Annotated in this window: 11 protein-coding genes; 7 read left to right on the top strand and 4 right to left on the bottom strand. The window is 47.6% G+C overall.

Annotated features, from left to right (window positions below; all coding sequences use genetic code 11):
- Window positions 1–132: 132 nt before the first annotated feature.
- Together OXH39_03140 and OXH39_03135 are read right to left on the bottom strand one after the other, a co-directional pair.
- Window positions 133–1,380 carry a polysaccharide biosynthesis/export family protein gene (locus tag OXH39_03140; GenBank protein ID MCY3549430.1) on the bottom strand — a complete coding sequence of 416 codons (1,248 nt, stop codon included), beginning with the start codon at window positions 1,378–1,380 and terminating at the stop codon, window positions 133–135.
- Between the two features lie 148 nt (window positions 1,381–1,528).
- Window positions 1,529–2,089 carry a hypothetical protein gene (locus OXH39_03135; GenBank protein ID MCY3549429.1) on the bottom strand — a complete coding sequence of 187 codons (561 nt, stop codon included), beginning with the start codon at window positions 2,087–2,089 and terminating at the stop codon, window positions 1,529–1,531.
- Window positions 2,090–2,265: 176 nt separating this feature from the next.
- Between OXH39_03135 and OXH39_03130 the strand changes: the two genes are divergently transcribed.
- The 7 genes from OXH39_03130 to OXH39_03100 all read left to right on the top strand — a co-directional run bounded on the left by OXH39_03130 (window position 2,266) and on the right by OXH39_03100 (window position 11,023).
- A complete protein-coding gene (locus tag OXH39_03130; GenBank protein MCY3549428.1) occupies window positions 2,266–3,303 on the top strand; it encodes a PfkB family carbohydrate kinase in 1,038 nt (345 codons plus the stop codon).
- Window positions 3,304–3,440: 137 nt separating this feature from the next.
- The gene (gene gmhB, locus OXH39_03125; GenBank protein MCY3549427.1) at window positions 3,441–4,007 is read left to right on the top strand and encodes a D-glycero-beta-D-manno-heptose 1,7-bisphosphate 7-phosphatase; all 567 of its coding nucleotides are present in this window, start codon (window positions 3,441–3,443) and stop codon (window positions 4,005–4,007) included.
- Window positions 3,997–5,322, top strand: coding sequence for a nucleotide sugar dehydrogenase (locus OXH39_03120; GenBank protein ID MCY3549426.1), 1,326 nt, complete (start codon window positions 3,997–3,999; stop codon window positions 5,320–5,322). The genes gmhB and OXH39_03120 overlap by 11 nt, the downstream gene beginning before the upstream one ends.
- Window positions 5,323–5,408: 86 nt before the next feature.
- Window positions 5,409–7,001: an NYN domain-containing protein gene (locus OXH39_03115; GenBank protein ID MCY3549425.1), complete on the top strand. Its 1,593-nt coding sequence runs from the start codon at window positions 5,409–5,411 to the stop codon at window positions 6,999–7,001.
- Window positions 6,925–8,535, top strand: coding sequence for a sialidase family protein (locus tag OXH39_03110; protein MCY3549424.1), 1,611 nt, complete (start codon window positions 6,925–6,927; stop codon window positions 8,533–8,535). The genes OXH39_03115 and OXH39_03110 overlap by 77 nt, the downstream gene beginning before the upstream one ends.
- 63 nt (window positions 8,536–8,598) lie before the next feature.
- The gene (locus tag OXH39_03105) at window positions 8,599–8,829 is read left to right on the top strand and encodes a hypothetical protein (GenBank protein MCY3549423.1); all 231 of its coding nucleotides are present in this window, start codon (window positions 8,599–8,601) and stop codon (window positions 8,827–8,829) included.
- Window positions 8,830–9,067: 238 nt separating this feature from the next.
- A complete protein-coding gene (locus OXH39_03100; GenBank protein MCY3549422.1) occupies window positions 9,068–11,023 on the top strand; it encodes an alkaline phosphatase family protein in 1,956 nt (651 codons plus the stop codon).
- Between the two features lie 99 nt (window positions 11,024–11,122).
- On the opposite strand, the gene OXH39_03095 is transcribed toward OXH39_03100, so the two are convergent.
- Window positions 11,123–13,021 (bottom strand): PHP domain-containing protein, encoded by a 1,899-nt coding sequence (locus tag OXH39_03095; protein MCY3549421.1) that lies wholly within the window; start codon window positions 13,019–13,021, stop codon window positions 11,123–11,125.
- 131 nt (window positions 13,022–13,152) lie between these two features.
- Window positions 13,153–14,010 (bottom strand): permease-like cell division protein FtsX, encoded by an 858-nt coding sequence (locus tag OXH39_03090; protein ID MCY3549420.1) that lies wholly within the window; start codon window positions 14,008–14,010, stop codon window positions 13,153–13,155.
- Between the last annotated feature and the right edge of the window lie 99 nt (window positions 14,011–14,109).

The following is a 14,109-nucleotide window of genomic DNA, read 5'->3' as shown; positions in this document are numbered from 1 at the left end:
TCGTTTAATAGTTATCAGTCATCAGTGGTCAGTCATCAGTTAAGAGGTTTCTTGTGGCAGCCACAACACCTCTTGTCGCTGAAAACTGAAAACTGAAAACCGATAACTGATCCGCGTGCGTATATCCCGCAATTAATTCCTGTACCTAAACAGAACAGTGACAAGTAGATTCACAAATGATGTTCCGAAGGTAATGACCCGCCAATCTAAACGTGTTCGTTCACGAATTCGGAGTTGATCTTTCGGATTCAAATAAACTTCCGAGTGTACCTGGTCAAAGTTCAGTTCTTCCTCTGTCCCATCTGCGCGTGTCAGTAAGCATTTCTTTGGGTTTGCCCTTTCCTCGTTGAATCCACCCGCCATCGCAATGGCTTGCCCCAGAAGTATTGGCTCGGTGATCACATATTGTCCTGGCTTTTCTACAGCACCCGTAACACTTATTTTCGCTTCCGCCAAAGGGACATACAACGTGTCTCCCGGTCCCAACATCGCATTAACGTTCTCCGCAGCGAGATTCACTAAAATGCGTTCTTTGCTCGTGAGAATTTCTGATTTGTGCAAGTCCGCGAAATCAGTTCTCGACCCCCCTGCAATTTTCAACACTTGGGTTGCTGGTACCTGCGGTGTGGTTATGGGATAAACACCCGGAGCCACCACTGCCCCTATAACACGCACGGGGCGCTGTTGAAAGATAGACGGAACAAAGATCGTATCGTGATCTTTCAATGGAATATCCGGTCCTCCTGAACTCATGAGCTGAAGGTAATCAACCTTTTTATACAGTTTCCCATCGCGCCAGATAGAGATGTCCGTAAGATCCGCAGCTTCATAATTGATTCCAGCGGAGGCGAGTGCCTGAAGGAGATAAACCTGTCCGACTTCAAAGATATGAAAGTTTCCGCGTGGTCGCGGTTCAACCGCGCCGAACACGAGAATCGTCCGTTTTGGTTGCATGAGCGTTACAAATACGCGTGCTGTCGGAAGATGTTTTGAGAAAGCCGACTGCATCTGTGCTTCCAACTCAGAAACGGTGAGATTCGTTGCCTTGATGAGTCCAATGAGCGGATAGGAGACATAACCGTCTTGTTGAACCGGCACAGGGATCCGCTCTTTACTATATTCGGGATAGCCATCCACGGTGACAACAAAACTATCACCAACTTGCAGTCTATATGTAGAGAATTCTGGGGTCTTTGTAGTTTCTGACGTAACTTCTGTGCCAGTCGTTGGATTTTCGGCAGGGGAATCTACGGCTGAAACGGGGATGGAAAGACTGAGGAGTAATACACCCAGGAAAAATAGTAAAAAACTTTTAATAGAAAACTTTGGAAACTCGCAAACGCCGCCAAAAAATCGTTTTCGTAAAGAAAATATGCTCATGGAAATTCACTGCTAACCTTTTTTCTGAAGATTTTGTCTTTTTGTTGGTTCTCGGAAGCAAGTCCTTTAATTAATTCTTAACACCGCCGAATATTTTAACAGATATTTACCCGAAATACAAGGGAAAAATCGTACTGACATAAGGCATTTATAGGCTATTGGCGATACGAATCTCTTCTTCATTATAGGCTTCGTCATGCCACTCAGCTATGCGCCATTCATCGTTTCTTTTTTCAAAGATAAAGAGGTTGTCCCCTTCAGCATACACACCGCTAAATCCACCCTCAAGCGAGTGTCCATCCGATATAAAAAGTTGGATCCTATAGTGATTCCGAACTTCCACCTGTGTTCCGTCCTCGTTCATAGAAATCTCCGGTGGAACAGAGAGTTCTATCTCAATATCCTGATACTTCTTAAAGACTCGGATAGCGGCATCCCGTTCCTGTCGGATGTCATCAAACTCTAAATCGTCTGTCTTGTCCCCATCTGTTCCCCAATCGGAAACATAAAGGAACCCTTCTTCCCAGAAGGTCCCGATGTAAGCGTTAACATCCTCTGTCTCATACCCCTGCCGCCATTGGTCTAAGACTTTATTAATTTCAAGCAGTACTTTAGGTGGAGCCTGATCATATCTTTCAGCGTTCCCACACCCCATAAAGCCTATGAGTAAGATAAGGAAACTGATAATTTTTGCAACAACTCTGAACATAATAATTAAGTATCCTCCTATTATACTACATTTGTTGTGAATCGTTTCGGTTCTCTTCAAAAAATATCAGGGTCTACTGAAAATCAAATAAGGGTAGAACGGTATTTTCAAAAAACCGAATGTATTCCCAAGAATGTTTGTTGCCTTAACTCTCGGATTTGTGCTAATATAGTGTTGTGAATTTAAAAGCCGTTTTTAAACAACTTCAAGACCAACGGGTAATGATCATCGGCGATGTCATCGTGGACAAATATATCTGGGGCGATGTGCAGCGGATTTCGCCCGAAGCCCCTGTGCCAGTGTTTGAAACGAAGACAGAAGAGACCGGATGTGGTGGTGCTGCGAATGTCGCAAAGAACGTCGCAAGTTTAGGCGGCAACGCCATCTTGGTCGGTGTCATCGGTAAGGACACAGAAGGCGAAAAGTTGGTCCAGATGCTAACCGAAACGAATCTCGTTACCACCAAGGTCTGTATTGATGCCGACCGACCGACAAGCACGAAAACGCGTGTGATTGCCCGTGCCACGCTGCCTCTTACAGATTGCGCGTCGGATTCGGGACACCATCTGCTGCGCATTGACAGGGAATCCAAACAGGAAATCTCTTCCCGGATGCAAGAGCGTCTATTGGACACAGTCGTTTCTCAATTGCCAACGAGTGATGCAATTATCTTCGCGGACTACGACAAGGGAGTTGTGAATGCCCAACTCATCAAAGGTGTGATGAAACATGCCCAGTCGTATGGTATACCGATTATAGCCGATCCGAAGCAAAACAACTTTTGGCACTATGAAGGGATAACTGCCGTCACGCCGAATCACGAGGAAGCGGGTACCGCGGTCCATGAAGAAATCACGGATGTGCCACATCTTGTTGCTGTCGGTGAGAAGATCTTAAATCAGTTATCGCTCAAAGCATTGTTAATTACGCGCGATGCAAAGGGGATGTCCCTTTTCCAGCGCAAGTCGGATGGCGCAGTCAAAGTGGAGCATTTACCCCCGAATTCAAGTGTCGTGACGGATGTAACAGGTGCAGGGGACACTGTCGTTGCTGTTTTCACGCTTGCACTCGCGGCAGATGCAGAATTTCGGAGTGCTGCGCTATTGTCCAGCCTCGCCGGTGGAATTGCCGTCGGTAAGATGGGATGTGCGACCGTTACACCAAAGGAACTGCTAAGTGCAATTGAGACCGTGGAATCTGTTTCTGAAATGTAATGGAGAGGTTTTTGCAATGTAATACTAAGGAATGGATTTAGTCTATCCCCAGACTAAATCCGGTGTTTCTTCAGATTTAAGGAATGCGCGTCAAAGGTTCAAAGTTACGTCGTTTCTCCGCAAGGTAAAATTAAAAAATGAAAACTGTCTTTCTGGATCGGGACGGCGTTATCAATCGGAACCCCGCGAATAAAGGTTACGTCCGAAAATGGACAGAATTCACCTTTATTCCGAACGCCCGGAAAGCGATCCGAGAATTAACAGAAAGCGGTTATCGCATCATCGTGGTAACGAATCAATCAGGAATTGGAAGAGGTCTCTACTCAGAAGAGGATTTGACAGATATTCACACACGGATGCTCGCTGAAATTAACAAGGCAGGTGGAATAGTTAGTGCTGTTTATTATTGTCCACACCACCCTGAGGCGGGGTGTGAGTGCCGAAAACCGAAGCCCGGTATGCTAACACGCGCTGCACGCGAACACAATATCAAACTGTCAGATGCTTACTTGATCGGCGATACAACGACAGATATTGAAGCAGGGCAAAGCGTCGGAGCCACAACATTTCTCGTTTTAACTGGACTTGGACAGGAGAGTTATTACCACTATATTAGACGGACGGATCAGAATGGGGACCGCCCCGAAAAAATTTTCACAAATGTTTACGCAGCAACGTGCTGGCTACTAAAAAATGATTCTTGAAAAGATAGAAACCCGGACAGCTCGCGCTGGCGTTATCGGACTTGGATATGTCGGACTGCCACTTACGGTTGCTATTGCACGCGCGGGGTTCCGAGCTACAGGTATTGACATCTGTTCAGAAAAAATAGAACGATTGAAACAGGGCATCTCCGATGTGCCTGATGTCACCAATGAAGTCCTCGCGCCGCTTATTCGGTCCGGACAGATTCAGGTAACAACAGATTTCAGTGTGCTTGGGGAACTGGATACGGTCAATATCTGCGTACCGACCCCTTTGCGTGAAAACCGAACACCCGATATGCAGTTTATTACTGCAGCAGTAAAGCAGGTCGCGCTACACCTGCACCCCGAACAACTGGTCATCCTCGAAAGCACCACCTACCCCGGCACAACCGAAGAAATTATCCTACCAGAACTCAACGCCTATTTTAGTAAAGATACATCTCCTGACACCACACAAGTCGGACGCGATTTCTATCTCGCTTTCTCGCCGGAGCGTATTGAGCCGGGAAATAGTACATACTCCATGACAAACACCCCCAAAATTATAGGCGGTGTTACCCCGCAATGTACGCATGTCGCTGAAACCTTCTATGCGCAGTTCATCAATAAAACCCATACAGTATCCTCACCCCGAACGGCAGAAATGGTGAAACTCCTTGAAAACACATTCCGGAGCGTCAATATCGGCTTAATCAATGAGGTCGCGCTTATCTGCGACCGGATGAATCTGGATGTCTGGGAAATCGTTGACGCTGCTGCCACGAAGCCTTTCGGATTTATGCCGTTTTACCCAGGCCCCGGGCTTGGCGGACACTGCATCCCGATCGATCCGCACTACCTCTCTTGGAAAGCACAGATGTATCAGTACCACGCTCGATTCATCGAACTCGCCACTGAAATCAATAGCGAGATGCCAAAATATGTGGTAGACAAAATCATCCATGCGCTGAATCTTCAGCACAAACCATTGAATGGCGCACAATTATTAATCTTAGGTATCGCCTATAAAAAGGACATCGGTGACATTCGCGAATCGCCTGCCCTTGACGTAATTCGTTTAATTCTTGACAAAAAAGCGGATTTTCTATATCATGACCCGTATGTAAAAGACCTGTCTCTTGATGACAGAAACATCTATCACTCGGAGCCCTTGACAGCGGATCTGGTAGAAAATGCCGATTGCGTTGTCATCTTAACCGACCACGATGTCATAGACTACTGCTGGCTCGTGGAACATGCTCAATTAGTTGTTGACGCGCGCAACGCGACGCGTAGTGTGAAGAAAGGACAGGAAAAAATTATTAAAATTTAATTCTTATTTCGGCGTAACTCGCAACGCCGGGGTCCCTATCCTTTACTGGAAAGGGCCAACTTGCTGTAAAAAATCGGAGCATAACAATGTCAAATCCAAATCTAAAATTGCATATACAGCGGGACCAACTTACGTGGTTTTTAGACCTACTTCTGGACGAAAAGGAAATCTTCCAATTAAGTGCTTCTACCGGTATTGTCCTTGATGTGGATCGCCTGTATGCGCTATCTAGACGAGAACTACTTGTAAACCTAACTGACGTATTTTTGGGCGTCGTTGGCACAGCGGAACCTGAGATAAAAAATTCCGAAGTCTCAATTGAAGTGCAAGTCAGCCAATTCCTTACCGAAAAGGCGCAGGATGCAATCTCACGAGTCGGCTATATGGAAATTTCCGAAATCGAAACGTTCTTCAAAACGTCCGATGTCCTCATAGAGGGCGGCGACTTTGGCGAAGTCGTCTGGGCACTTCTCAGCGATGAACGTTCCGCAGTCGTTGAACACGGCTACAAACTCCTCAACACAACATACGAATCTGTAGAAGTCGTACATACCAACGGACGAGTGGACCTCTCAAGCATAGAGCAATTAGAAGAAATAGGCTCTCAGTACGCCCACAACTTAGAAGATGAACAGCAACAAAGCGAGGCACCTGACCCAGAGATCGGGCACCTTGAACAGCAGTTAGCCGACTCTAAAGCGGACTATACCTCGCTTGAGCAGAAGCATAACCGCTTAAATCAACAGCGCGCGTTTCTATTAGAGGAAAACAAAGGGCTAAAAACGAGAGCAGAAGCGCATAATGGAAACGAGAAACGGCTAAAGACGCTCGAACAAGAGAATCAAATACTCCGCGAAAAGGTAGCACAGTATATTGAAGATGCCACTGAGTTACAGCAACTTGCCAACGAACGCGACCATCTCCTTGCTGAAAAGGAACGGATGGCAGAACAACTGAAAGAGTACGAACAAATTAAGTCCGCCAAGGAAACATTCACGACAGACCTCAAGCTGGTTGAGGAGGCAATCTATAAAGGGCACCAAGAACTTGAAGACTTTCAGACCACTTTAGATAATCACTTCGACATTTTGGAAAATTGTCATCAAGGGGCGCGAAGCGCACTGAACCAAATTCGCCAAACCCTCACTTATTTAGATGATACACAGCAACTCACTGAAGGTGAGAGTCCCTACAGTCTAACGACTGAACAACCTCGCGTTGGTGTCTTCGTTGATGTCCAAAACATGTTTTACGCTGCCAAAGATCGGTACGGAAGAAGAGTCGATTACATCAAACTACTTGATCTGATCGTCGGTCCGCGCTACCTTATGGGTGCTTATGCTTATGTTGTCCAGATACCGGAAATCGACCAGGCTCCCTTTCTGTCACTTCTTCAACACAACGGATATACCATTAAGAGCAAAGATTTACGCTTACGCGGCGACGGTTCCGCAAAGGGTGATTGGGATGTCGGTATCGCAGTGGATGTCGTTTCAATGCTCAGTTCATTGGATGTCGTCATCTTAGCGAGTGGTGATGGTGATTTCTGCCCACTTGCCGAACTCATCAAACAACAGAGTAAACGGGTGGAGGTTGTCGCTTTTGAACACAACACCTCTATGGATTTACAACAGATCGCAGACCAGTTCTACCCAATTGGAGACGAACTGCTCATCTGAAATAGTTGTCGGTCATCAGTTGTCAGTCCTCCTTCAGTTTATGCGGGAGACTGTCAGCACCTGGTGCCACACCGGAAAGTCAAATCACACTTCTCTTCTACAGCCCTGGATATGCCTCGCTCTCACTATCCTTTCTGTGCTTACCTTAATAGTAGAAATCTCAAGGGCGGAATGGTCCCCTTCAGCGACACAAAACCTTGCGTTATGCACAGCACAGAACGAACAACACTTCCCTGTTCTCATCCCTGACGCACAAGGTGGGGCTATCGTGGCGTGGAGTGACGCACGACACGCGAACCGCGATATTTTCGCACAGCGGATTAGCGCGACAGGTGATATCCATTGGAACGCGAACGGCATCCCGATCTGCGACCTACCCTCATCACAAAGTTGGCCCCTGATCGTTGAAGATACAGAGGGCGGAGCGATTCTCGTTTGGGGCGACACCCGCCACGGCAATCAGGACAGTTACGCACAGCGCATCGATGCAAACGGCAACAAATTGTGGGATCCCGAAGGTATACCTGTCTGCACGCACCCAACGCTGCAAGACGATCTGAATGCTATTGCTGACGGTAAAGGTGGCGTAATTATCGCATGGGAGGATTGGCGAAACGGCAATCAGGATATCTATGCCCAAAGAATCGACAGCACTGGAAAACCGTTATGGGAAGCGAACGGTGTTCCCGTCTATAGTGGCGACGGTGACCAGTACGATCCGGTTCTAATCGCAGATGGACAAGGCGGTGCTATTTTCGCATGGTGGGACATCAGCACGCCGGATTGGAATATCTTTGCACAACGGCTGTCAGCAGACGGTAACCTGATGTGGAATTCAACCGACGACACAGAAAACGCTCCTATTCCTATCTGCACAGCAATCGGGAACCAAGGCGCGCCGGCTGCCGTTAGCGACGAGAACGGTGGTGTGTTTTTCATCTGGTCGGATTATCGTAATGATCCAAACTTTTATACAAGTGCGCAGCTATACGCACAACACATAACCCCTGAAGGGAACGCTTTATGGGAAAAAGACGGTATCCCTATCTGCAAATTGCGCGTCAATCAACAACAACCCTTCTGTATTCCCGACGGGAGTGGTGGCTTCATCGTTACATGGTGGGATGAACGTGATATTTTCGCTGACATCTACGCACAACGTATTAACAAAAACGGTGAGGCGTTGTGGAACGAAGAAAACGCACCTTTGCAAAACAGCGGGGTCCCTGTCTGTACCGGAGCCGGCGTTCAACGTCTCCCTCAACTCGTTGCCACGAGTGAGGTAGGGGGAGCCATCGTCTATTGGCTGGATTATCGCGAGGATTTCGGGGATTCAACTGAAGATGCAATCTACGCGCAACGGCTTGATGACGATGGGAAACCGCTTTGGGAAATCAATGGCATCCCTGTCTGTCACGCACCAAAAGAACAAATCACACCGCAAGCTGTATCTACGGATGGTGACGCAGCAATCATCGTCTGGAGTGATGCCCGCGGACAAGATTACGACATCTACATTCAACGTGTTCCATAACCGATAGATTTGACTTTTTCTCTTTTCTATGTCATAATAGATACAGCAAAGGAGGTGGAAAACATGTCAGATCAAGATTTCAGAGAACGGGTATTAAGTGCTATTGCAGACCTCAAGCGCACCACCGAACGCGTGGAAGACAAAATAGAACGCGTAGAAGGCAGAATAGAACAAGTGAACGAGAAACTAAATAGTAGGTTAGCAGCCGTAGAAAAAGATGTAACTAATCTTCACGGGGACGTTAGATGGATTCGGGGTAAATTAGAGGGAAGACAGGAAGCGACATCAAACTAAGACGTAAAGACTACCATCTGGATAGCATTGGGATCGGCACTTGCAGCGATCGTATCGTTGATTAAGTCGTTTTGGCCCTAAGCAACATTAAGAAATCAATATCAGGTTTTGAGGAAGGCTGGCGGCAACCCCGTATCCTCTATCTTCCAACCTTCCTATCTTCCAACTTTCCACCCCAATTGCGGACGCAAAACTTGAACTTTAATACCTAAAGTTGTTCAATATAGAAGGAGTTTTTATGACAAAACGTACGCAGCTCGCCCCAGCAAAACGCGCAATTGTTATCGGAATGGATGGGGCAAGCATGGAACTGGTTAAAAATATGATTGATTGGGGACATGCACCCTCTATGGCGAAATTGGTTCAGACAGGGGTCTATCGTCCGATGATCGGTGTATTTCCGACCTTGACACCGCCGGGGTGGACGGCACTCTCTACCGGTTCATGGCCCGGTACACATCGGGTGATGGACTTTAACATCCGCGCACTGGGAGAACGCCTTGATAAAACAACGTGGGGCATCAACACGGGTTTATGTCAATCCGAATATCTCTGGAATCTCGTGGAACGGGTAGGTGGAAAACCGATTCTGGTGAAGTGGGAAATGTCCTGGCCCCCCACCGTCAAAACCGGCATTCAGGTAGAAGGAACGGGACCGGGGGTCTCGAACCATCATCAGGTTGCTGGCTACCACCTCTTTGTCGCAGGGAAATGGGCAGCGCGTCCTATCGGTGGACAGCGCGATCCTGAGACACTTGATCCAAGCGCATTACAGAGAGTCCGCCACATTGACCCTGTCACTATTGAACCGATTGAGAGCGGTGAATGGGAAGCCGTGCCTGATTCCACAGAACCGGTGCGAGAGGTTCAGCTGACGATCCAACCTTTAGCACGCGGTAGAGAAGATGTAATGCCTTCAGTCTACGCAAAAGGTGAAGCCTCCGATGAGACACGCGTCCCAAAACCCTTTTATGGGTTGATTTATGCCTCCGGTGATAACGGTTATGACCGAGTGCGAATCTGTCGAAGTCGGTCTGGAGACGATTCCGTTGCAGACTTAGGTGTCGGTGAATGGAGCGAATGGTGGCTGGATACGTTTGAAATTGATAAGGCTGAAGTGGAAGGCTATGTCCGAATGAAACTCGTGACGCTCACGCCGACAGCGGACGCTTTTGAACTCTTTGTACCACAGATTTGGCCGAGAAAAGGATATACAGCACCAGATACAGCCGCCACCACGATTGACACAGAAATCGGTTCGTTCCTGCAAAATCCGGCGCGCGATGCACTTGGACAGATGGACGACGATACCTACTTCGAGGTGTTAGACTACCACCACCAACGCCTCGCGGATGTGGCAACACACCTCGCAACAAACAACGATTGGGACATCCTAATGGTGGAGAGCCATGCACCGGATTACGCCAGTCATTTCTTCCTGAGTCAAGCAGATGAAATCAGTGGCGCAGCTCCTGAGACGATTCACCGGTGTCGCGAGGGCTTGCGGCGGACATACAAATCTGTGGATCGGATGATTGGGAGACTGATGGAACAGGCGGATGAAGAGACCGTCGTTCTCGTCTGCTCTGATCACGGCGGCACGCCAAACCAATTTCGTGCCGTAGACATTGAAGACGTGCTGGAGGAAACAGGGTTCATCGTTAAAGATGCAAACGGAGCGATAGATTGGACGAAAACCCGCGCCGTCAATGTCGGATTGGTGCATATCTTCATTAACTTAGCCGGACGCGAACCGGATGGAATCGTCGCACCTGAGGACTACGAAGCAACACAACGTGAACTTATCGCAGCACTGCATACTTACAAGGACGAAAAAACCGGACGGCACCCCTTTACTTTAGCGGTAACGCGAGCAGATGCAGAGATGTTCAATTTACACGGCGACTTAGTCGGCGATGTCGTCTATGCGCTGCGTCCTGAGTTTGACGGTGCCCACGGCAAGCAGTTGCCCTCCGTGAGTTTCGGTATCGGTGGACAACACTCTACATTTATCCTATCGGGTGCAGGGGTTCGGCAAGGAGTTGCATTGCAGCGGCAGGTTCGTGTCGTTGATGTCGCACCGACGCTCTGTTATCTCTTGGGATTACCGATGCCTAACAATGTAGAAGGTGGAGTCGTTTATGAGGCATTAGTGGATCCGAATTGGCATTTGACCCAACTTGCAGGTATGTAGCTATCAGTTGTCAGTCAGAGCCTTGGGGCAGGTATATCAACATAACCACCACAGGATTTTCTTTACTGACCGCTGAAGACTGAAAGTCGAAAGCCACGCTTAGCCAATACCGCATTTCTCGCGCAATTCCTCTAAAGCATAAGTGTTGATGACCTCGTCTTTTGTCAACCACCCGCGACGCGCAACATTCAACCCAGATTGACGGTGTGCTAACTGTTGAATACCGTGTGCATCGGTATTGACAGCCAATAGCACGCCTGCGCTTTTCGCCATCTGAACAAATTCAGGGTTGAGATCCAATCGATTTGGTGAGCCGTTAATCTCTAAGACTGTTTTATTTTCTGCAGCTGCCGCAATAACTTCCTGAAGATTGAGTGGATACATCGGTCTACGTCCGAGCATCCTACCTGTTGGATGACCAATGATATTGACGAACGGATTCTCAATCGCACGAATGATACGCTTTGTCATCTCTGCTTCGGTGAGCGTGAAATTGCTGTGAACGCTTGCGACGACAATATCGAGCTGCGCTAAAATCTCATCTGGGAAATCAAGTTTCCCAGATCGCCTAATATCCACCTCAGAACCCGCAAGCACTGTGATACCCTCGACCTCCGCATCGAATTCGCGAACTCGCTCTACTTGTTCAAGGAGTCGTTTCTGATCCAAACCGTTTGCAACAATAGAAGAGACAGAGTGATCCGTAATAGCGAAGTATTCGAGACCTTCTGCTTTTGCTGCCGCCACCATCTCTTGAAGCGTATTTCGTCCATCACTCCAGTCAGTATGTGCGTGCAAGTCGCCTCGCAAATCCGTGAATTCAATGAGAGTTGGTAAAGTGCCTTCCGCAGCGGCTGTGACTGAAGCACCGTCCTGTCGAAGTTCCGGCAAAATATAGGAGATTCCGAACTTCTCATAAATCCCCGCTTCTGTTATATCACGTGTTACATGCCAAAAGTCAGGCGACTCCAGGGAAACCGCGTCAAGAAGTGCTTTGAAGTGGGCATCAGTCGCTGTTGTTAAGAAGAGCGTGGCGTCGTAGGTGGCAGCAGTGCATAAATAGAGAGATACAGGAAAATTTTTATCAATATAGAATTGAATTACAGGAAGCGTGTGGCGTACATCATCTGTTGACTCATCTTGTTCTTTTTTAACGAGAGCCTCGCGTTCGCTGTCATACACGTACTGAATCCTATTTTTCGTTCTGAAAAGTATCAGCGAACCAAGATTGTCCGATGTTTGTTGCAGAACCGTTAGACTAAATCGGGCTTGTGAAAGGCGCGCGAGGATTGACTGTAGCACAGGTGGCAGAGCATTATGCTCAAATTGAAAGGCTGTTTCGTCCTGACATTCAACAATCAATTCGATACTTTGACAGACCTCCTCACGCCGCCGTAAATCTCCTGTGAATTGGCAGCGTTTTATCCATCCGTCATCTACTAACGCTGTGAGGTGATCCAAGATGTCTTGGGCGGTGGGCGAAATACTCCAGAACGGACGCATCTTTCTCTGTTCCGTGTGGAATGCCAAACTCTCAGTTATCATCTGAAGGGTTTTCCGTCCGATACCCTTTATGTTTCTAATCCGTCCACTCTCAATCAATTCACGGAGGTCTTCAAGGTTTCTGACATCGAATTCTTGATAGAATCTCTCTACGGTTTTTACACCAACGCCCCGGAGGGCAAGCAATTCGAGTATTTCCGTCCCCATCTCTGCTGTGAGTTCGTCGTAGAATTTGCAGCGTCCAGTTTCCAACATCTCAACGGTTTTGTCCTCAATCGCCTTCCCAATGCCGGGTGTCGCTCGAAGTTTTTCTACCGCTTCCTTATTGTAATGCAGTGTGCTCGCTTCGGAATCTTCAGAAGCCAGTTCATCGGGGAATTCCTCAATTATATCGGCTGCCCGTTCATAAATTCGCGAGCGAAATGCGTTTTCACCTCGGATCTGTAAGAGGGATCCGATGGCTCGAAACACAACACTGATGTCTCGGTTTGTCATATTTTTATTTTTCCTTGTGGTTTAGTTAGGTAGGTTGTGTCAAGAACGATCCGTTCCGTTTATCCAGCGCGCCCGTCCATTTCCATTAACGGGTGGGGTCGCTTGCGCTTGCATGTGCATAGGTATGACTGCTACACAAATTTCCGGTGTGCGGTAAGCCCCACGAGAAATCCAATTACCATTCCAGCTACAACGATCAAGATAGACTGATAAATGCTTAGGAAACTGACCGCCCCTAATTGAGGTTTGAATACATAAAACATCCCATAGAAGCAGCCGAGTCCACACAGCGCGCCAAGCCCGCCGAGGAAAAGTCCATGGACCATAAAAGGAACGAGGAGATAACGGCCGACCATACCGAGGAGTTTCATGAGGGCTATCTCCTCAGCGCGAGCAATCGTTGTTTTTTTAATAACAGAACCGATAATAAACCAGATCGCAATGACCGCCGCTCCAATAGCGATGAAAGTTGTGCGTTCTGAATCGCGTATGCGGTCCTTCAGTTGTCCCTGTCCAGTCAATAACACGTCCTCGATTTCGTCGTGTGCTTTAATATTCAAAGAAATCTGTTCTAACGCTTTACGTGTTATCAATTCTTCATCTACATAGATTTTGAGGGATGCCGGAAACGGGTTTACACCCCTTGTCCCCGCAAACGCCTCCTTAATGAGGATGCCTAAATCCTGAAACTGGGTTTCACCACGAGCGAGACTCTCTGCCTTTGAAGCATAATTGACAGCAAGCACCTGCCCGCTTTTCTCGATCTGGCTGACTAAGGCGCGACCTTTTGACTCATTGACAGTATCTTTTAGAAACGCAACAAGGGTAGGCGCGTGGCTTTTAAACTCAGATTGTTGTAATATAAACGAGTGGTTTAATAGTAAGGTGGCAAGTAAGACAGTAACGAAACCGATTCCAATGAAACTCATCATACTCGTACTGCCAGCATAGGCTATATGGGATATGGCATTCTTGAAGTAGTAACGCATTTTTTATAGTTGTCGGTTTTGACTAAGAACTTGCATCTTAGCAAAAGTATCTGTAGACGAGTTCTTGGTCAAAGTTGCCGGTTTGAGAGGCTCTGGTTT

It is taken from the genome of Candidatus Poribacteria bacterium (assembly GCA_026702755.1).
Classification (GTDB): Bacteria; Poribacteria; WGA-4E; order WGA-4E; family WGA-3G; genus WGA-3G.
The sequence above is the reverse complement of the archived record's forward strand: the minus strand, read 5'-3'. Positions and strand labels throughout refer to the sequence as shown.

Bases quoted from the DNA above. Each gene is read 5' to 3' on its own strand.
- OXH39_03135 (MCY3549429.1), bottom strand. From the start codon at position 2,089: ATGTTCAGAGTTGTTGCAAAAATTATCAGTTTCCTTATCTTACTCATA.
- OXH39_03105 (MCY3549423.1), top strand. From the start codon at position 8,599: ATGTCAGATCAAGATTTCAGAGAACGGGTATTAAGTGCTATTGCAGAC.
- OXH39_03100 (MCY3549422.1), top strand. From the start codon at position 9,068: ATGACAAAACGTACGCAGCTCGCCCCAGCAAAACGCGCAATTGTTATC.
- OXH39_03115 (MCY3549425.1), top strand. From the start codon at position 5,409: ATGTCAAATCCAAATCTAAAATTGCATATACAGCGGGACCAACTTACG.
- OXH39_03095 (MCY3549421.1), bottom strand. From the start codon at position 13,021: ATGACAAACCGAGACATCAGTGTTGTGTTTCGAGCCATCGGATCCCTC.
- gmhB (MCY3549427.1), top strand. From the start codon at position 3,441: ATGAAAACTGTCTTTCTGGATCGGGACGGCGTTATCAATCGGAACCCC.
- OXH39_03140 (MCY3549430.1), bottom strand. From the start codon at position 1,380: ATGAGCATATTTTCTTTACGAAAACGATTTTTTGGCGGCGTTTGCGAG.
- OXH39_03090 (MCY3549420.1), bottom strand. From the start codon at position 14,010: ATGCGTTACTACTTCAAGAATGCCATATCCCATATAGCCTATGCTGGC.
- OXH39_03120 (MCY3549426.1), top strand. From the start codon at position 3,997: ATGATTCTTGAAAAGATAGAAACCCGGACAGCTCGCGCTGGCGTTATC.